This is a genomic window from Nocardioides sp. LML1-1-1.1 (assembly GCF_040676175.1).
In the GTDB taxonomy this organism is placed as follows: Bacteria; Actinomycetota; Actinomycetes; order Propionibacteriales; family Nocardioidaceae; genus Nocardioides.
In genome coordinates this window covers 370481-389822 of sequence record NZ_JBEGHK010000004.1, presented here as the reverse complement: position 1 = coordinate 389822, position 19342 = coordinate 370481, and the positions used below count along the sequence as shown (strand labels likewise).

The 19342-nt window shown below is 72.6% G+C and carries 16 protein-coding genes; 9 read left to right on the top strand and 7 right to left on the bottom strand.

Annotation, left to right across the window (positions count from 1 at the left end):
- Positions 1-27 precede the first annotated feature (27 nt).
- From MRBLML1_RS17000 to meaB, 3 genes are read left to right on the top strand one after another with little or no spacing between them, the layout of a single operon-like run.
- Complete coding sequence (locus MRBLML1_RS17000; RefSeq protein WP_364518075.1) at positions 28-1788, top strand: methylmalonyl-CoA mutase family protein; 1761 nt, start codon at positions 28-30, stop codon at positions 1786-1788.
- The gene (gene scpA, locus MRBLML1_RS16995; RefSeq protein WP_364518073.1) at positions 1785-3935 is read left to right on the top strand and encodes a methylmalonyl-CoA mutase; all 2151 of its coding nucleotides are present in this window, start codon (positions 1785-1787) and stop codon (positions 3933-3935) included. The genes MRBLML1_RS17000 and scpA overlap by 4 nt, the downstream gene beginning before the upstream one ends.
- Positions 3935-4903, top strand: coding sequence for a methylmalonyl Co-A mutase-associated GTPase MeaB (meaB, locus tag MRBLML1_RS16990; protein ID WP_364518071.1), 969 nt, complete (start codon positions 3935-3937; stop codon positions 4901-4903). The genes scpA and meaB overlap by 1 nt, the downstream gene beginning before the upstream one ends.
- A 12-nt stretch (positions 4904-4915) precedes the next feature.
- Here the strand turns inward: meaB and MRBLML1_RS16985 are convergent, their stop codons facing one another.
- Positions 4916-5671, bottom strand: coding sequence for an SseB family protein (locus tag MRBLML1_RS16985; RefSeq protein ID WP_364518069.1), 756 nt, complete (start codon positions 5669-5671; stop codon positions 4916-4918).
- A gap of 74 nt (positions 5672-5745) precedes the next feature.
- Between MRBLML1_RS16985 and MRBLML1_RS16980 the strand changes: the two genes are divergently transcribed.
- A complete protein-coding gene (locus MRBLML1_RS16980) occupies positions 5746-6936 on the top strand; it encodes an amidohydrolase (RefSeq protein ID WP_364518067.1) in 1191 nt (396 codons plus the stop codon).
- Between the two features lie 36 nt (positions 6937-6972).
- On the opposite strand, the gene MRBLML1_RS16975 is transcribed toward MRBLML1_RS16980, so the two are convergent.
- The 4 genes from MRBLML1_RS16975 to MRBLML1_RS16960 all read right to left on the bottom strand — a co-directional run bounded on the left by MRBLML1_RS16975 (position 6973) and on the right by MRBLML1_RS16960 (position 12245).
- The gene (locus MRBLML1_RS16975) at positions 6973-8253 is read right to left on the bottom strand and encodes an ABC transporter permease (RefSeq protein WP_364518190.1); all 1281 of its coding nucleotides are present in this window, start codon (positions 8251-8253) and stop codon (positions 6973-6975) included.
- Between the two features lie 5 nt (positions 8254-8258).
- On the bottom strand, positions 8259-9506 hold the full coding sequence (locus MRBLML1_RS16970; protein ID WP_364518065.1) for an ABC transporter permease: 1248 nt from the start codon (positions 9504-9506) through the stop codon (positions 8259-8261).
- Positions 9503-11017 carry an ABC transporter ATP-binding protein gene (locus MRBLML1_RS16965; RefSeq protein ID WP_364518063.1) on the bottom strand — a complete coding sequence of 505 codons (1515 nt, stop codon included), beginning with the start codon at positions 11015-11017 and terminating at the stop codon, positions 9503-9505. Before MRBLML1_RS16965 ends, MRBLML1_RS16970 begins: the two co-directional genes overlap by 4 nt.
- 145 nt (positions 11018-11162) lie before the next feature.
- Positions 11163-12245 (bottom strand): BMP family lipoprotein, encoded by a 1083-nt coding sequence (locus MRBLML1_RS16960; protein ID WP_364518061.1) that lies wholly within the window; start codon positions 12243-12245, stop codon positions 11163-11165.
- Positions 12246-12450: 205 nt separating this feature from the next.
- Here MRBLML1_RS16960 and MRBLML1_RS16955 point away from each other — a divergent pair, with 205 nt between their 5' ends.
- From MRBLML1_RS16955 to MRBLML1_RS16945, 3 genes are all read left to right on the top strand, one after another.
- Positions 12451-12840, top strand: a complete 390-nt coding sequence (locus tag MRBLML1_RS16955) for a cytidine deaminase (RefSeq protein ID WP_364518059.1) — start codon at positions 12451-12453, stop codon at positions 12838-12840.
- A gap of 202 nt (positions 12841-13042) precedes the next feature.
- On the top strand, positions 13043-14332 hold the full coding sequence (locus MRBLML1_RS16950; RefSeq protein ID WP_364518057.1) for a thymidine phosphorylase: 1290 nt from the start codon (positions 13043-13045) through the stop codon (positions 14330-14332).
- Positions 14333-14364: 32 nt separating this feature from the next.
- A complete protein-coding gene (locus tag MRBLML1_RS16945) occupies positions 14365-15435 on the top strand; it encodes an adenosine deaminase (protein ID WP_364518055.1) in 1071 nt (356 codons plus the stop codon).
- Positions 15436-15439: 4 nt separating this feature from the next.
- Here the strand turns inward: MRBLML1_RS16945 and MRBLML1_RS16940 are convergent, their stop codons facing one another.
- Positions 15440-15961 (bottom strand): hypothetical protein, encoded by a 522-nt coding sequence (locus tag MRBLML1_RS16940; RefSeq protein WP_364518053.1) that lies wholly within the window; start codon positions 15959-15961, stop codon positions 15440-15442.
- Positions 15945-16568 (bottom strand): AAA family ATPase, encoded by a 624-nt coding sequence (locus MRBLML1_RS16935; RefSeq protein ID WP_364518051.1) that lies wholly within the window; start codon positions 16566-16568, stop codon positions 15945-15947. The genes MRBLML1_RS16940 and MRBLML1_RS16935 overlap by 17 nt, the downstream gene beginning before the upstream one ends.
- Positions 16569-16646: 78 nt before the next feature.
- On the opposite strand from MRBLML1_RS16935, the gene MRBLML1_RS16930 reads away from it, so the two are divergent.
- Together MRBLML1_RS16930 and MRBLML1_RS16925 are read left to right on the top strand one after the other, a co-directional pair.
- Entirely contained in the window at positions 16647-18128 is a 1482-nt protein-coding gene (locus MRBLML1_RS16930) for a protein kinase domain-containing protein (RefSeq protein WP_364518049.1), read from the top strand.
- Positions 18129-18149: 21 nt separating this feature from the next.
- On the top strand, positions 18150-19340 hold the full coding sequence (locus tag MRBLML1_RS16925; RefSeq protein WP_364518047.1) for a dipeptidase: 1191 nt from the start codon (positions 18150-18152) through the stop codon (positions 19338-19340).
- Positions 19341-19342: the final 2 nt, after the last annotated feature.

The following is a 19342-nucleotide window of genomic DNA, read 5'->3' as shown; positions in this document are numbered from 1 at the left end:
CCCTCACCGCGGATAAAGTGGCCGCTTGTGACTGACTCGCCCCTGACGCTGGCGCAGCCCGAGGACGCGCATTCGCGCGCCGACTGGGAGGCCGCCACCGCCGCCGTGCTGCGCAAGACGCGCAAGCTCGGCGACAACGACCCCGACAGTGCCGTGTGGGACAAGCTGACCCGTACGACGCTCGACGGCATCGCCATCACCCCGCTCGGTGAGCCCGGTGGCCCCGCCACCCCGGTCCGCCCGCACCGGCAGGGCGCGTGGGACGTGCGCAGCCTGGTGAGCGGGCCCGACGCCAAGCTCGCCAACGAGGCGGCGCTCGTCGACCTCGACGGCGGCGTGACCAGCCTGTGGCTCGCCGCGGACGAGAGCACCGACGTCGCCGCGACCCTGGCCGGCGTGCTGCTCGACCTGGCGCCGGTCGTCCTCGACGCCCCGTCGGCCACGACCGCGGTGGCCGAGGCCTTCCTCGCGCTGCCCGGTGACAAGCACCCCGACACCAACCTCGGCGTCGACCCGCTCGGCGCGATGCTGCGCGAGGTCCCGCTGGCCGTCGACGACGCGGTCGCCGAGCTGCAGACCCTGGTGCGCAAGGCCCGTCAGCACGACCTGCGCGCGATCGTCGTGGACGCCACCGCGGCGCACGACCTCGGCGCGAGCGACGCCCAGGAGCTCGGCTGGTCGATCGCGGTGGGCGTGGCCTACCTGCGCTGGCTGACCGACCACGGCCTGTCCGTGGACGACGCGGCCGACCAGGTCGACTTCCGCTACGCCGCCACCGACGAGCAGTTCCCGACCATCGCCAAGCTGCGCGCCGCGCGCATCCTGTGGGCCCGGGTGCTGGAGCTGAGCGGGGTTTCGGCAGGCTCGGTCTCGACAGGCTCGACCAGCGGGAGCGGCGGCGCGGTCCAGCGCCAGCACGCCGCGACCAGCCGGCCGATGCTCAGCAAGTACGACCCCTACGTCAACATGCTGCGCGGCACGGTCGCCGCCTTCGCCGCCGGTGTCGGTGGCGCGGACGCCGTCACCGTGCTGCCCTTCGACAGCGCCAACGGCCTGCCCGACGGCTTCGGCCGCCGGATCGCGCGCAACGTCAACCACCTGCTCATCGACGAGTCGCACGTCGCCGCGGTCGCCGACCCGGCCGGTGGCGCCTACGCCGTGGAGAAGCTCACCGCCGACCTCGCCGAGGCGGGCTGGGCGGAGTTCCAGCGCCTGGAGCAGGAGTGGGAGAGCGGTCACGACTTCGACGCCTTCCGTGCCCGCATCGACGCCGTGGTCGCGCAGCGGGAGAAGGACATCGCCCGCCGCAAGCGCCCGCTCACCGGCGTGAGCGAGTTCCCGAACCTCGCCGAGACGCTGCCCGAGCGTGCGGCCGACCCCCTCAACGACCGGGTACGACGCTACGGAGCCTCCTTCGAGGCGCTGCGCGACGAGCCGGCCGCGCGGCCGGTCTTCCTGGCCACGCTGGGCACGATCGCCCAGCACACCGCCCGGGCGACCTTCGTCAGCAACCTGCTCGCCGCCGGTGGCATCGGCGTCGAGGTCGCCGGCCCCACCGCGGGAGTCGAGGACCTGCTGAAGGCCTACGCCGGCCAGCCGGTCGTGTGCCTCGCCGGCACCGACGCGGCCTACGAGGAGTGGGGCGCGGACGCCGCGGCCGCGCTCCGCGAGGCGGGTGCCACGCACGTGATCGTGGCCGGCAAGGCCACCGACCACGCCGACGACAGCGCCGCGGTGGGCGTGGACGCCCTGTCCTTCCTCAACCGGACCCGGGAGGCTCTGGCATGACGATCCCCGACAGCTTCGCGGGTCTCCCGCTCGCCGGCTCCGCGCCGGCGCCGGCCGCCGCACCCGCGGAGGCCGAGCCGTGGAAGAGCCCCGAGGGCATCGACATCAAGGCGTCGTACGGCCCCGAGGACCTCGAGGGCCTGGACGCGCTCGACGGCTACCCGGGCCTGAGCCCGTTCCTGCGCGGGCCCTACCCGACGATGTACACCACCCAGCCGTGGACCATCCGGCAGTACGCCGGCTTCTCCACCGCCGAGGAGTCGAACGCCTTCTACCGCCGCAACCTCGCGGCCGGCCAGAAGGGCCTCTCGGTCGCCTTCGACCTGGCGACCCACCGCGGCTACGACTCCGACCACCCGCGGGTGCGCGGCGACGTCGGCATGGCCGGCGTGGCGATCGACTCGATCTACGACACCCGGACCCTCTTCGACGGCATCCCGCTGGACCAGATGTCGGTGTCGATGACGATGAACGGCGCCGTGCTGCCCGTCCTCGCGCTCTACATCGCCGCGGCCGAGGAGCAGGGGGTGAAGCCGGAGCAGCTCTCGGGGACCATCCAGAACGACATCCTCAAGGAGTTCATGGTCCGCAACACCTACATCTACCCGCCGGCGCCGTCGATGCGGATCATCTCCGACATCTTCGCCTTCACCAGCCAGCGGATGCCGCGCTTCAACTCGATCTCGATCTCCGGCTACCACATGCAGGAGGCCGGGGCGACCGCCGACCTGGAGCTCGCCTACACGCTGGCCGACGGCGTCGAGTACATCCGCGCCGGGCTCGAGTCGGGCCTGACCATCGACCAGTTCGCGCCGCGGCTGTCGTTCTTCTGGGCGATCGGGATGAACTTCTACATGGAGGTCGCGAAGATGCGCGCGGCCCGCGCGCTGTGGTCGCGCCTGGTCCGCCAGTTCGACCCGCAGAACCCGAAGTCGCTCTCCCTGCGCACGCACTCGCAGACCTCCGGATGGTCGCTGACCGCGCAGGACGTCTTCAACAACGTCGGGCGCACGGCGATCGAGGCGATGGCCGCGACCCAGGGGCACACCCAGTCGCTGCACACCAACGCCCTCGACGAGGCGATCGCGCTGCCGACCGACTTCTCCGCCCGGATCGCGCGCAACACCCAGCTCCTGCTCCAGCAGGAGAGCGGCACGACGTACTCCATCGACCCGTGGGCCGGCTCCTACTACGTCGAGAAGCTCACCCACGACCTCGCGGAGCGCGCCTGGGCGCACATCGAGGAGGCCGAGGCCGCCGGCGGCATGGCCGCCGCGATCGAGCAGGGCATCCCGAAGATGCGCATCGAGGAGGCCGCCGCCCGCACGCAGGCGCGGATCGACTCCGGCGCGCAGAAGGTCATCGGCGTCAACACCTACCGGCTGGCCGTCGAGGACAAGCTGGACGTGCTCAAGGTCGACAACGACGACGTCTACCGCCAGCAGGTCGCCAAGCTGGAGCGGCTGCGCGCCGAGCGCGACGCCGGCGACGTGGAGGCGGCGCTGCACGCGCTCACCCGCAGCGCCGACTCCGGTGAGGGCAACCTGCTCGACCTGGCCGTCGCCGCCGCCCGCTCCAAGGCCACCGTCGGGGAGATCTCCGACGCGCTGGAGAAGGTCTACGGCCGCCACCAGGCGGTGATCCGTACGATCAGCGGGGTGTACCGCGACGAGGCCAACGAGGCGGGCGACACCCTGCTCGGACAGGTGCGCCAGGCCACCGACGAGTTCGCCGAGGCCGAGGGCCGCCGCCCCCGCATCCTGGTCGCCAAGATGGGCCAGGACGGCCACGACCGCGGCCAGAAGGTCGTCGTCTCGGCCTTCGCCGACATGGGCTTCGACGTCGACGTGGGCCCGCTGTTCTCCACCCCCGAGGAGGTCGCGCAGCAGGCGATCGACGCCGACGTGCACATCGTCGGTGTCAGCTCGCTGGCCGCCGGTCACCTCGCCCTGCTCCCGGCGCTGAAGAACGCGCTGGCCGAGCAGGGACGTGACGACATCATGGTCGTCATCGGAGGCGTGATCCCGCCCGACGACGTGCCGACCCTGAAGGAGATGGGCGCCGCGTCCGTCTTCCTGCCGGGCACGGTCATCGCCGAGTCGGCGCTCGACCTCCTCGCCAAGCTGCGCGCCGACCTCGACCACTGATGGACGTCGCGGGACTGCTCGACGGGATCCGCGAGGGGAGGCGTGCGCAGATGGCGCGCGCCATCACCCTCGTGGAGTCGACGGCGCCGCGGCACCGCGCGGCGGCCCGTGAGCTGCTCACCGAGCTCGCGGGCGACGACGGCCCGACCGCCGTACGGGTCGGGATCTCCGGGGTGCCGGGCGTCGGGAAGTCCACCTTCATCGAGGCCCTCGGCAGCCGGCTGACGAGCGCCGGGCACAAGGTGGGCGTGCTCGCCGTCGACCCGTCGTCGGTGCGCACCGGTGGCTCGGTGCTCGGCGACAAGACCCGGATGGCCCAGCTCTCCGCCGACCCGAACGCCTTCATCCGGCCCTCGCCCTCGGCCGGCACGCTCGGGGGAGTGGCCCGCGCGACCACCCAGGCGATGAACGTCCTCGAGGCCGCCGGGTACGACGTAGTGCTGGTCGAGACCGTCGGCGTCGGCCAGTCCGAGGTGACCGTCGCCGGCATGGTCGACACCTTCCTCTTCCTCACCCTGGCCCGCACCGGCGACCAGCTCCAGGGCATCAAGAAGGGCATCCTCGAGCTCGCCGACGTGATCGCGGTCAACAAGGCCGACGGCGACCGTGAGCAGGAGGCGCGTGGCGCCGCCCGCGAGCTCGCCGGCGCGCTGCGCCTGGTCCGCGGGCACGCCGAGTGGGCCACCCCGGTCGTCACCTGCTCCGGGCTCACCGGCACCCGCGTCGACGACGTGTGGGACCAGGTGATCGCCCACCGCGAGCACCTCGGCGAGGCCGGGCTGGCGCGCAAGCGGGCCGAGCAGCAGCTGGACTTCACCTGGGCCCTGGTGCGCGACGAGCTCGCCGAGCGGCTTCGCCACCACCCCGGCGTGCGGTCGGTGCAGGACGAGGTCCGCGCCGCCGTGCTCGACGGTGAGCTGACCGCACCGCTCGCGGCCGACCGGATCCTCGCGGCCTACGACTCCTGAGCGTCCTGGCGCTCAGCCGAGCGCGGTGCGGATGCTGTCCGGTGTCGCGGCGAAGGACGCGGGGTGCTGCGGGTCCAGGATCAGCACGTCGAACTGCTGGCCGACGAGCCGGAGCAGGTCGGCACCGGCCCGCTGCTGCGCGGTGACGGCCTTGCCGTCGTAGAAGGCGGTGAGGCGGGCGGCGTCGGTGAACGCCAGCAGCAGCCGCTCGTCGCGGTGGTTGACGATGCTGGTGGGCGTGCTGCCGTCACCGTCCGGGTCGAGCACGACGAACAGCTCGCCGCCGGCGATCCGGCGCACCACCTCGGCGTACGACGGGTCGTCCTGCGCGGCGACGTAGGCGTCGGTGGCGACCTGGACCTCGGTGCGGGCGGCCGGCACCCACCGCTCGAGGTAGCCCAGCGTGCCCAGCGCGAGCCACGGCCCCGGGTGGTCCATCACCACGCCGGTCACGTCGTGCTCACCGAAGGACGCCAGCCAGCGCAGTGCCTCGGGCATCGGCACGCCGAGGAAGGTGCTGCCCGGCCCCGCCACCGCCCCGGCCCGCTCCGGCGTGCTGTAGACACCGAGCAGGTTGCCGATCCCGGGCGCGGCGAAGCCGCTGGGCCGCGGCGCCTCGGGCGTGCCACGGTTGACGACGTACCAGAAGCCCAGCTGCGCCGCGGCCTGCCAGAACGCCCGCTCCACGTCCGCGTCGCCCGGGGCGGCGGCCATGGCGGCCTTGCGGCGGTCGAGCTCCTCGACCAGGGCGGGTGCGTTCTCGGTCACCACGCCAACCTAGCCAGGGTCCCTAGCCGCGGACCGGGTCCTCGCGGCCCACGACGGCGAGTAGGTTGGGAGTCGTGACCGACACTCCCGACCTGCTGGCGATCGTCGCCTCCGTCGTCGACAAGTACGACGACGAGCTGGTCGGCCTCCGTCGCACGCTCCACCAGCACCCGGAGCTGTCCTGGCACGAGCAGGGCACCATCGAACGGGTCGTCGAGCGCCTCGACGGGACCGGCTGGCGGCTCACCCGCACGCCGCGCAGCGGCCTGGTCGCCGACCTCGGCGAGACCGGGCCGCGGATCGCGCTGCGCGCCGACCTCGACGCGCTCCCGGTGCAGGACCTGACCACCGACCCGTGGCGCAGCCAGAACGACGGGGTCGCGCACTCCTGCGGCCACGACGTGCACGTCTCCGCGCTGGTCGGCGCCGCGCTCGCGCTCGACGACCTGCACCGGCAGGGCCTGCTCCGCGGGCGGGTGCGGCTGCTGTTCCAGCCGGCCGAGGAGGTCATGCCGGGCGGCGCCCAGCACCTGATCAGCCACGGCGCGCTGGAGGGCGTGGACCGGATCTTCGCGCTGCACTGCGACCCCTCGGTCGACGTGGGCGCGGTGGGCCTGCGCACCGGGCCGATCACCAGCGCGGCCGACCGGATCGACGTACGGCTGGAGGGGAACGGGGGGCACACCTCGCGTCCCCACCTGACCGGCGACCTGACCTTCGCGCTCGCCAAGATCACCAGCGAACTGCCCGCGGTGCTGAGCCGCCGGATGGACCCGCGCGCCGGGGTGAGCGTGGTCTGGGGGATGCTCCAGGCCGGGTCGGCCGCCAACGTGATCCCCGACCGGGGCGTGGCCAGCGGCACGGTGCGGATCCTGGAGGCCGGCGCCTGGGCGGCCTGCGAGCCGGTCGTGCGGGAGGCCGTGCTCGACATCGTGCGCCCCTACGGCGTGACGGCGACGGTCGACTACCTGCAAGGCGTCCCGCCGGTCGTCAACGACGCCCGGTGCACCGCGATGGTCGCCGCCACCGCCGACCACGTGCTCGGCCCGCACCACCGCACCGAGGTGGAGCAGAGCCTGGGCGGCGAGGACTTCGGCTGGTACCTCGGGCCCGTCCCCGGCTCGATGTTCCGGCTCGGCACGCGCACGCCGGGCGGCCCGCGCTACGACCTGCACCAGGGTGACTTCGAGGTCGACGAGCTCGCGATCGGGTTCGGCGCGAAGATGCTCGCCGGCGTCGCGGTGACGGCGATCGCGGCGGGCTGACCTGCGTCGCTACGACGGTGAGCGGGAGCCCTCGGGTCAGCCCTTCTTGTACGGCACCCCGTCGGCCGCGGGGGCCCGCGAGGCACCGACCAGGCCGGCGACGGCGATGATCGTGACGACGTACGGCAGCATCAGCATGAACTGGCTGGGCACGGGCGAGCCGAGCACCGACAGCACGCCGGACAGGTTCGTCGCGAAGCCGAAGAGCAGGGCGGCCAGGGTCGCGCGGACCGGGTCCCAGCGGCCGAAGATGACCGCCGCCAGCGCGATGTAGCCCGCGCCGTCGGTCATCTCCTCGCCGAACTGCGGCACCGACACCAGGGTGTACGTCGCGCCGCCCGCGCCCGCGATGAGGCCGGCGATGAGCAGCGTCGTGTAGCGGGTGCGGTTGACCTTGATGCCCACCGTGTCGGCGGCCTTGGGGTGCTCGCCGACGGCGCGCACGCGCAGCCCCCACTTGGTGCGGTAGAGCGCCCAGGCGACCAGTGCGACGGCGGCGTACATGATGTAGACGAGGATCGTCTGGCGGAAGAGCACCGGCCCCACGACGGGGATGTCGCCCAGCACCGGGATCGGGATCCGCTCGAAGTGCGGCGGGGAGTTGAGGCCCTCGGGGTTCTCGGTCAGCACCTGGCCGAAGAGGAAGCTGGTCAGCCCGATCACCAGCACGTTGAGGACGACGCCGACGATGACCTGGTCGACGAAGTAGGTGATCGCGAAGAAGCCGAGCACCAGCGCGACCAGGGCACCGGCGCACATGGCCGCGACCAGGCCGCCCCACGGGGAGCCGATGATGGTGCCGAACATCGCCGCGGCGAAGGCGCCGAAGAGCAGCTGGCCGTCGATGGCGATGTTGACGACACCGGCGCGCTCGCCGAGGACGCCGCCGAGCGCCCCGAAGACGAGCGGCACGGCGAGCGCGATCGAGCCGCCGAGCAGGCCGATGACCGGCACGCTCTCGCCGGCCGCGGCCCAGCACAGGAAGCCGATCATCGCGAGCACCGCGAACAGGCCCACCAGCCAGACCGGCGTACGACGGCCGCGGCTCACCCAGAACGCCGCCGCCGCGGTGCAGATCGCCAGCAGCACGACCATCGTCGCGATGCCCGCGGTCGAGGGCACGGTGACCTCGGGGAGCTCGAAGAAGTCGGAGTCGGTCGCGAGCCGGAAGGTGGTGTCGCCCGAGCGGCCCTTGAAGCCGGCCAGCAGCGCGATCAGCACGGTGACGACACCGAGCACGATCGGCGCCTTGAGGGCACCGCGGTTGGTGGCCGTCGGGGCGTCCGGCGCCGGCACCATCGGGGTCTTCTCGGTCATGGTGGTCACGCCGCCACCTCCTTCTTGGGCAGGTGGAAGAGCGCTCGCACCAGCGGTGGCGCGGCGATGAAGAGGACGATGAGGGACTGCACGACGAGCACGATCTCGACCGGGATGCCCTCGGAGGCGGCCATCGCGAAGCCACCGGCCTTGAGCGCGCCGAAGAGCAGGCCGGCGGCGAGGATGCCGAGCGGCCGGGAGCGGCCGAGCAGGGCGACGGTGATCGCGTCGAAGCCGATGCCGGCGTCGAGGTCGACGGTGACGCCGCTGGTGACGGTGCCGAGCACCTGGTTGACGCCGGCGAGGCCGACGAGGGCACCGGCGATGACCATGACCAGGGTGTAGGTGCGGCCCACGTCGATGCCGGAGGCCTGGGCGGCGTCCGGGTTCTCCCCGACGGCGCGGAAGCGGAAGCCCATCGCGGACTTGTTGAGCAGCCACCAGGTGAAGGCGACGGCGACCAGCGCCAGCACGAAGCCGAAGTGCAGGTTGAACTTGTCGCCGAGCAGCTTGGGCAGCACGGCCGACTCCGGCATCGCCTCCGACTTCGGGTTCGCCGAGCCGGGTGCCTGCAGCCAGCCCTGCCGGGACAGGGCGTAGAAGACGAAGTAGTAGCCGACGTAGTTGAGCATGATCGTGACGATCACCTCGTGCGCGCCGGTGCGGGCCTTGAGCAGGCCCGCCAGCCCGGCCCACAGGGCGCCGGCGACCGCGCCGGCGAGGATCGCCAGCGGCAGGTGCAGCACGGTGGGCAGGTCGACCGAGACGGCGACCCAGCCCGCGGCGGCACCGGCGAGCAGCATCTGGCCGCGGCCACCGATGTTGAACAGCCCGGCACGGAAGGCCAGCCCGACGCCGAGGCCGGCCAGGATCAGCGGGCCGGAGAACTTCAGGGTCTCGGTCAGCGGCCGGATCCGGGTCTCGAAGGCGTCGACCTGGCTGTTGTAGATCGCGCCGCGGAACAGCGCCGAGTAGGCGCCGCTGATCGACTCCTGGACCGCGCTGAAGAAGTCGCTGGGGCGGGCACCGATGTAGCCCGCGGCCGAGCGGACGGTCTCGTCGGTCGCCAGGATCATGATCGAGCCGACCAGGAAGGCCAGCAGCACCGAGAGCAGCGAGACCATCGCGTTGCCCGCGGCGATCTCGCGCATCACGCCGCGCCAGGCAGCGGGGTCGCGGCGCCGGTCCTCGGCGGTCTCCGGCTCCTCGGGCGTCTGCGGGCTCTCCGGCACGGTGGGCGTCTCCTCGCTCACGCGACGACTCCTTCCGGCCGCTCGCCGGCCATCATCAGTCCCAGGGTCTCCCGGGGCGTGTCCGCGGGCACGATGCCGACCACCTCTCCTCGGTAGAGCACCATGATCCGGTCGGACAGGGCGACGATCTCGTCCAGCTCGGTCGAGACCAGCAGGACCGGGACGCCCCGGTCGCGGGTCGCGACGACCTGCTTGTGGATGAACTCGATGGAGCCGACGTCGACGCCGCGGGTCGGCTGGGCCGCGACGAGCAGGCGCAGCTCGCGGGAGAGCTCGCGGGCGACGACGACCTTCTGCTGGTTGCCGCCGGAGAGCTGGCCGGCGGTGGCCTGGATGCCGGAGGCGCGCACGTCGTACTCGACGAGCTTCTCCTCGGCGAACTGCTCCAGCGCCCGCTTGCGCACGGTCCCGAGGCCCACGAAGGGCGCGCCGTGGCTGCGGTTGAGCATGAGGTTCTCGGCGATGGTGAAGTTGCTGACGAGGCCGTCGACCTGGCGGTCCTCGGGGATGAAGCCGACGCCCGCGTCGAGCACCTTGCGCACCGACCGGCCGACCAGCTCCTCGCCGTCGAGCTCGATCGTGCCCTTGACGTGCGACTGCAGGCCGAGCACGGCCTCGGTGAGCTCGGTCTGGCCGTTGCCCTGCACGCCCGCGACGCCGAGCACCTCGCCCGCGGCGATGCTGAAGCTGATGCCGTCGAGGTGGACGTGCCCGGTGTCGTCCAGCACCCGCAGGTCCCGTACGACGAGCGCGTCGGCACCCGGCTTGGCGGGGTCCTTGTGCACCGTGAGCTCGACGGGCCGGCCGACCATGAGGGCGGCGAGCTCGGCGTTGGTGGCGGTGGGGCTGGCCTCGCCGACGACCGCGCCGCGGCGGATGACGGTGATCCGGTCGGCGATCGCGCGGACCTCGCGCAGCTTGTGGCTGATGAAGACGATGGCGGTGCCCGACGCGCGGAGCTGGCGCATGATCTCCATCAGCTCGTCGGTCTCCTGCGGCGTCAGCACCGCGGTGGGCTCGTCGAAGACCAGGACGCGGGCGTCCCGGGAGAGCGCCTTGATGATCTCGACCCGCTGCTGCACGCCCACCGGGAGGGTCTCCACGACCGCGTCCGGGTCGACGTCGAAGCCGAACCGTGCGGAGATCTCGCGGACCCGCTCGCGGGCCGCGTCGATGTCGAGCGTGCCGGCGAACCCGGTGGCCTCGTTGCCGAGCATGACGTTCTCGGCGACGGTGAAGACCGGGATGAGCATGAAGTGCTGGTGCACCATGCCGATGCCGGCGGCCATCGCGTCGCCCGGCCCGGACATCTTCAGCTCCGCGCCGTCGAGCAGGATCTCGCCCTCGTCCGCCTGGTAGAGGCCGTAGAGCACGTTCATGAGCGTGGACTTGCCGGCGCCGTTCTCACCGAGGAGCGCGTGGATCTCGCCCTCGTTGACCGTGAGCGAGATGCGGTCGTTGGCGACCAGGGTGCCGAAGCGCTTGGTGATGCCCCTGAGTTCGAGCGTCATGCAGGCGATCCTCTCCGAGCGGGTGGACGGATGCCAATGGGGGGCCGTGGGCACGGCGACGCCACCGGCGGCGTACGGGTCCGGGAAACACAGTCCGGGGGAGGTCGGCGCGAGACCGACCTCCCCCGGATGCGTGTGCCGGGTGCTACTTGTTGAGGTAGGACTTCACCGGGATCGAGCCGTCGATGATGCCGGCCTTCACCTTGTCGAGCTCACCCTGGAGCGACGGGGAGATCTTGCTCTCGAAGTTGTGGAACGGCGCCAGGCCGACACCGTCGTTCTCGAGCGTGCCGACGTAGGCCTCGGGGTCGAACTTGTCCTCACCGGCGGCCTTGACGGCCTCGATGGTGGAGGTCTTCATGTTCTTCAGGATCGAGGTGAAGATCAGGTCCTTGGTCTTCGGGTCGGTCTCGAAGAAGTCGGCGTCCACACCGACCATCGCGACGTCCTTGCCGGAGTCGGCGATCGCGGTCAGCGCGCCCTGGTAGATCGGGCCGCCGACCGGCAGGATCACGTCGGCGTTCTGGTCGAGGATCTGCTTGGCGGTGTTGGTCGCCTTCTCGTTGGCGTCGAAGCCACCGGTGAAGACGCCCTTGTCGTTGCCCTCCCAGCCGACGAGCTTGACCTTCTTGCCCTTCTCCTTGGCGTAGTAGTCCACGCCCTGCTTGAAGCCGTCCATGAAGATCGTCACGGTCGGGAAGGGCTGGCCGCCGTAGGTGCCGACGACGTTGGTCTTGGTGTAGTCCGCTGCGGCGTAGCCGGCCAGGAACGCGGCCTGGGCGGTGTCGTAGAGGATCGGCTTGATGTTCTCGGCGTCCTTCTTGCCGTCGAAGTCGTTGTCGGCGGCGTCGTCGATGAGGACGTACTCGATGTCCTTGTTGGCCTTGGCCGACTCGACCGTGGCGGCCGACAGCGCGAAGCCGACGGTCACGATGAGGTCGCAACCGGCGCTGACGAGACCCTCGAGGTTGGGCGCGTAGTCCTGGTCGGTCTTGGACTGGACCGACTTGAAGTCCGCGTTGAGCTCCTTGGCCGCCTCCTTGACGCCCTCGTAGCTGAGCTGGTTGAACGACTTGTCGTCGAACCCGCCGGCGTCGGAGACGATGCAGGGCAGGAAGTCGCTCTTCTTGTCGGCCTTCTCGTCGGGGGCGTCGCCGCAAGCCGCCAGGCTCGCGCTCGCCGTCAGGGCAACGGCGATCGCCGCGGACGTCCTCTTCCAGGTCTTCACAAATGTCCTCCAGGTCAGCGCCCCGCGTCGAGCAGGGCAGGGGGATGTGCGGTGGTGCTCCGGTGCATCCTCACCTACGGCCCGCGCAACGGGAAGCACCTTCGAAGAAACGGTTACCAACTTGGGACATTTCTTCCCGCGAGCCCGGTTCGCCGACGATCCTCGCGCCTCGCGGAGACTTGCCGCGATGCCCTAGGTTGGCCGGGTGGCCGACTGGGAGTCCCTGCAGCGTGCGGCGATCGAGATCGCGGAGCGGGCCTACGCGCCCTACTCCAGCTACCGGGTCGGCGCCGCCGCCTTCGCCGACGACGGCCGCCTGGTGGTCGGGTGCAACGTCGAGAACGCGGCGTACGGCGTCACGCTCTGCGCCGAGTGCGGGCTCGTCTCGCAGCTGCACGCCACCGGCGGCGGCCGGCTGACCCACTTCGTGTGCGTCAACGGCTCCGGCGGGGTGATCATGCCGTGCGGGCGCTGCCGCCAGCTGCTGTGGGAGAACGGCGGCCCGACGCTCCAGGTGCTCACCCCGCTCGGCGTGCGCTCGATGGACGAGGTGCTGCCGCAGGCGTTCGGCCCGGCGGACCTCGACCGCGCCTGAGGGCGCCTGCGCTCGCGGGCTTGCGGGCGTCGTACCGCTCCTCGGGTGTGGCCATACCGGGCGAACATGTAACTACGTGTTCAGACCTCTACCCGGGTGTTGTGGCATCTACCAGGGTGGTCTACCACCCTGGTAGAGGCATGGACACGTAGTTACAAGGGCGGGCTGGGGGAGCGTTGACCCGACGCCCTAGGGTGCGTGCATGGCTGAACTCCACGACGCCGTCGAGGTCATCCTCGCCAAGCGCGACCGCGGCACCCTGTCCACGAGCCAGATCGACTGGGTGGTCGACGCCTACACCCGCGGGGTGGTGGCGGACGAGCAGATGTCCTCCCTCGCGATGGCGATCCTGCTCAACGGCATGGACCGGCGCGAGATCGCCGACTGGACCGCCGCGATGATCGCGTCGGGGGAGCGGATGGACTTCTCCGGGCTCTCGCGGGTGACCAGCGACAAGCACTCCACGGGCGGCGTGGGCGACAAGATCACCCTGCCGCTGGCGCCGCTGGTCGCCGCCTGCGGGGTGGCGGTGCCGCAGCTGTCCGGGCGCGGGCTGGGCCACACCGGTGGCACGCTCGACAAGCTCGAGTCGATCCCCGGCTGGCGGGCGCTGCTGTCGAACGAGGAGATGCTGGCCCAGCTGGAGAGCGTCGGCGCGGTGATCTGCGCGGCGGGCGACGGCCTGGCGCCGGCGGACAAGAAGCTCTACGCCCTGCGTGACGTCACCGGCACGGTCGAGGCGATCCCGCTGATCGCCTCCTCGATCATGAGCAAGAAGATCGCCGAGGGCACCGGTGCCCTGGTGCTGGACGTCAAGGTCGGCAGCGGCGCCTTCATGAAGGACCTCGACAAGGCCCGCGAGCTGGCCGAGGTGATGGTGGCGCTCGGCACCGACGCGGGGGTGCGCACGGTCGCGCTGCTCACTGACATGGCCACCCCGCTGGGCCGTACGGCGGGCAACGCCATCGAGGTCCAGGAGTCCGTCGACGTGCTCGCCGGCGGCGGCCCGGCGGACGTGGTCGAGCTGACCGTGGCGCTGGCCCGCGAGATGCTCGCCGCGGCCGGTCACGACGACGTCGACCCGGCGGACAAGCTCGCCGACGGCTCCGCGATGGACGTGTGGAAGGCGATGATCCGGGCCCAGGGCGGCGACCCCGACGCGGACCTGCCGGTCGCGAAGGAGAGCCACGTGGTGGCCGCGCCGAGCGACGGCGTGCTCACCCGCCTCGACGCGCTCTCGGTCGGCATCGCCGCCTGGCGACTGGGCGCGGGCCGCGAGCGCAAGGAGGACCCGGTGCAGGCCGGGGCCGGCGTCGTGTGGCACGCCCGGCCGGGCGACGTGGTGCGTGCCGGTGAGCCATTGTTCACCCTGCTCACCGACACCCCGGAGCGCTTCGACCGGGCGCTGGCCTCCCTCGAGGGTGGCTACGACGTGGAGCCGGCCGGCACCGCGTTCGAGCCCCGCCCGCTGGTGCTCGACCGGGTCGGCTGAGCCCGCTGGCCTCCCTGCGGCAAGATTGCTGCATGGAGCTCACCCCCGCCGACATCAAGGCCGCCCCCAAGGTCCTGCTGCACGACCACCTCGACGGCGGGCTGCGCCCGGCGACGATCGTGGAGCTGGCGGCCGAGGTGGACCACGAGCTGCCCACGACGGACGCCGACGCGCTCGGCACCTGGTTCACGGAGGCCGCCGACTCGGGCTCCCTGGAGCGCTACCTGGAGACCTTCGCGCACACCGTCGGGGTCATGCAGACGCCCTCCGCGCTGACCCGGGTCGCCCGGGAGTGCGCGGAGGACCTCGCCGCCGACGGCGTGGTCTACGCCGAGATCCGCTACGCGCCCGAGCTGCACGTCGAGCGGGGGCTGGACCTGGCCGACGTCGTCGCGGCCGTCCAGCAGGGCTTCGAGGAGGGCATGGCGGCATCCGGCGGCCGGATCGTCGTACGCCACCTGCTGACGGCGATGCGGCAGGCCGCGCGGGCGATGGAGATCGCCGAGCTGGCCATGGAGTGGCGTGACCGCGGGGTGGTCGGCTTCGACATCGCCGGCCCGGAGGCGGGCTTCCCGCCCACCCGCTTCCTCGACGCCTTCGAGTACCTCCAGCGCGAGAACTCGCACTTCACCATCCACGCCGGCGAGGGCTTCGGGCTGCCGTCGATCTGGGAGGCCGTGCAGTTCTGCGGTGCGGACCGGCTCGGCCACGGCGTGCGGATCGTGGACGACATCGAGGTCGACGAGAGCGGTACGGCGCACCTGGGCCGGCTCGCGTCGTACGTCCGGGACAAGCGGATCCCGCTGGAGATGTGCCCCTCCTCCAACGTCCAGACCGGCGCCGCCGACTCCATCGAGGAGCACCCGATCAAGCTGCTCGCGTCGCTGCGCTTCCGGGTGACCGTCAACACCGACAACCGGCTGATGAGCGGCACCTCGCTGAGCAAGGAGTTCTCCCTGCTGCACGAGCACGTCGGCTACGGCTGGGCGGAGATGGAGTGGCTGACCGTCAACGCGATGAAGTCCGCCTTCCTGCCCTACGACGAGCGCTACCGGCTGATCACCGAGACCATCAAGCCCTGGTACGCCGAGCGGCAGGCCTGAGCGCTCAGACCACGAACCAGGCGAAGTCCCAGCCGGCGATGCCGAGCCGGTGCTCGGTCCACCGCGCCCGGCCGATCGTGAGCACCGCGCCGGCGGCGGGATCGAAGACCTCGACCGCGTCCTCGCCGGCGGTGCCGGTGGCGAGGACGACGTGGCGGGGCAGCCAGCGGCTGCCGACGTAGACCGCGACCGGGCGGGTGGCGAGGCTCTCGCGCAGCACCTCGTAGCCGATCACCGGGCGCGGGCGGACGTGCACGGTCGCGATCCGCTCGCCGGTCAGCACCCGCAGCGCGTTGGCGACCGCCCACGGCGGGGTGCCGAGGCGGCGCGGCCACGGCACCTGGAAGCGGTCGCGCGGGCTCCGGCTCGACGTCAGGAGGCGGTGCTCCTCGTGGATGTCCTCCGCGGGGGAGGCGGGACGCCACGGGGTCAGCAGCGCCCGGGCGGCGAGCACCGACGCCGCCCCGCAGCTCACCCGGTCGGGCTGGCGCAGCTCGCCGGGAGCCAGGTCAGCGGGCCACCGCATGGTCGTCCTCCGTCGCGAGCTCGCGGAACGCCCGGTCGCCGGTCGCGACCCGGCAGCCGACGGCGACGGCACGCCGCACCACCTGGCGCTGGGCGCGGGCGAGGGCCAGCCCGCGACGTACCAGGACGACGGGGGGCTTGCGGTGCTCGCGCAGGTCGCGGGTGAGCCGGCGCCAGAAGGTGACGACGGGGTGCTGGGTGATGCAGTACGCCGCCGCGAGCAGCCCCTGCGCCCGGCACTCCTCGACGATCTCGGCCGCGAAGATCCCCTCCGCGCAGAACCGCCGCGCGCCGCCGAGGTCGAGGTGCTGGGAGCCGGTGCGGCGGCTCTCGGAGATGGAGTAGACCGGGATGTCGGCGGAGCCGGTGCGGCACAGCGAGCGGAGCGCGGTGAGGGCGTCCTCGTGGTGCCAGGTGCCCGGGTGGTCCCAGTCGACGAGGCCGGCGTTGGCGCCCTCGGCGATCGTCGGCAAGCCGGGCTCGTCGCCGTCGCGGTAGAAGTCGTCGAGGCGCAGCGTGGGCCATCCGTGCGCCCTGTGCAGCCGCTCCGCGAGCCTCGACTTGCCCGAGCCCGAGGGGCCGGCGAGGACGATCACACGGGCGGTCATGGGGGTCCAGTCTGCCGCAGGGGCGACGATTTGCGGCAATGTGGCCCGCGCCGGCGCCGGCTGCGGGATTCTCGGGACGTGGACGCACCGACCGACGACGTGTCGCCCCGGGTCACCGGGTACGAGGTGCTCGCCCGGGTCGGCGAGGACCCCGCCGGTCCGGTGCTGCGCGCCCGGGAGGTCGCCAGTGGCCGGGTGGTCGCGCTGCGCCGGCTGAGCCGTGCCGAGGGTGCCTCGGTGGCGAGCCGGTTGGCGGAGCTGACGCGGCTCGACGAGGCGCACGTCGTACCGGTGCGGGGGCTGGTGCGGGAGCCGTCCGCGGCGTACCTCGTCACCGACTGGGTGGAGGCCGCGACGCTGGCCGAGGTGATGGGCTCGGGTGAGCGGATGGTCGTCGGGCAGATGCTCGGCATCGTCCGCGGCGTGCTGCTCGGGCTGGCGCACCTGCACGAGCGCGGGCTCGCGCACGGCCGGGTCCAGGCCCCACGGGTGCTGCTCGACAGCGACGGCGTGCCCCGGCTGATGGACGTCGGGGTCGCCGACGACGCGAGCGCCACCGACGACGTGCGGGACGCCGCCGCGCTGCTGGTCCTCCTGCTCACCGGTCAGCCGGTCGCCCCCGGCACGGCCGTCGACAAGCGCCGCCTGCGCCGGGTGGACGCCGCCCTGCGACCGGTCCTGCTCCGCGCCCTGTCCCTCGACCCGGCTGGCCGCCCGGCCGACGCGCGGGCGTTGCTCGCCGGCCTCGGCAAGGCTGCCCGCCGGGCCTACGGCGCCACCTGGTGGACCGAGGCCGGGCTCGCCGCCCTCGTCGGTCCCGCGCTGCCCCGGCTGGTGCCGCTCGCCCCGCCGCCCGCCGAGCGGCCGGCCGAGCCGCGCCGCGGACGCCGGCGGGTACGACGCCTCGCCGTCGCGCTCTCCGCCCTCGTCGTGGTCGCCGGTGCGGTCACCGCCGCCGTGCTGCTGCTCGACGACGACCCGGCGCCGGCACCCGCCACCTTCCGCACCGACCTGTTCTGCGGCGAGCTCGACGCCGCCGCGACCGCCGTCACCGGCACCGACGCCCGCAGCCGTGCCGACTCCTCCGGTGCTCAGGGCGCCGAGGCCGCCGCCGGCGACCGCGCGACCGCGTCCTGCTTCTGGGGAGGAGGAGCCTCCGGGGTCGTCGTCAGCGTGACCGTCGGCGCCCGGAGCGACGTCGAGCAGGCGGGCGCCGGCTCCGCGGAACGGACCCGGGCCCTGCTCGACGGGGCCAACCAGAAGGTGCTGGCAGCTGCGAAGGGGCGGTGGCAGCCGTCGTACGGGACCCGGTGCGAGGCGCTCCCCGCCTCCGGGTACGACGCCGCGTTCTCCTGCGCCGAGCCGGTCATGCCGCTCCCGAGGCGTGCCGCCGACCCCGGATCGATCCGCGTGGTGATGGTCGCGACCACCCGCGACCAGGCGCTGGTCTGCGGCGGCAACCGGGCGCTGGCCACGGCCGCGGACACGCCCGGTGCCCTGGTCGACGAGCTGACCGACCTGTGCCGCACCGTCCTCGGCACGGTGCGCCGCGGCGGCTGACGTGCGCGGTACGGTCCGCGGGTGAGCTGGATCAATCGCCGCCGGGTGCGGATCGCCCTGCTGTCCGCCGTGGGTCTCGTGCTGGTGCTCGCGGTCGGCTTCTTCTCCTTCGCCCCGGCCAAGATCGAGTCGATGCGCAACCGCGTCGAGCCGGCCGACCTGCCGTCGGTCACTGCGGACACCCGGCGCCTGCACGACGCGCTCGAGATCGTCGACATGCACGCCGACACGCTGATGTGGGACCGCGACCTCCTCGACCGCTCCGGCCGCGGCCACCTCGACCTGCCACGTCTGGAGGACGGCAACGTCGCGCTGCAGGTGTTCTCCTCGGTGTCGAAGTCGCCCAAGGGGCAGAACTACGAGAGCAACCCGACCGACGCCGGCGACAACATCACCCTGCTCAGCATCGCCCAGCTCCAGCCCCCGCGCACCTGGGGGTCGCTGCTGGAGCGCTCGCTCTACCACGCCGAGAAGCTCGCCGACGCGGCCGAGGAGTCCGAGGGCAGGCTGCGGCTGGTCCGCTCCGTCGCCGACCTCGACGGCCTGCTCACCGACCGCAAGGCCGGCCTGCGGGTCACCGGCGCGCTCTTCTCCGTCGAGGGCCTGCACAACCTGGAGGGCGAATTCGACAACCTCGACCGGCTCTACGACGCCGGCATGCGGATGGCCGGCTTCACCCACTTCTTCGACAACGAGGTCGCCGGCTCCATGCACGGCGAGGACAAGGGCGGGCTGACCGACCTCGGCCGCCGCGTCTTCGCCGAGATGGAGCGGCGCGGCATCGTCGTCGACATCGCCCACGCCAGCCACGACGCGGTCGCCGACATGCTCGCCCTGGCGACCAAGCCGCTGGTGCTCTCCCACGGCGGCGTCCAGGCCACCTGCGACGTCAACCGCAACCTCACCGACGCCGAGATCCGTGGCGTGGCAGCCACCGGTGGCGTGGTCGGCGTCGGCTACTGGGACGCCGCCGTCTGCGACCTGACCACGAAGGCCGTCGTGGACGCGATCGACCACGTCGTCGAGGTCGGCGGCATCGAGACCGCCGCGCTCGGCAGCGACTTCGACGGCGCGACCACCACCGGCTGGGACACCACCCAGCTCGCGGCGATCACCCAGGAGCTCGTCGACCGGGGGTACGACGCGCGCGAGATCGGGCTGATCATGGGGGAGAACACGATCCGGGTGCTGCGCGCGGTGCTGCCGGACTGAGC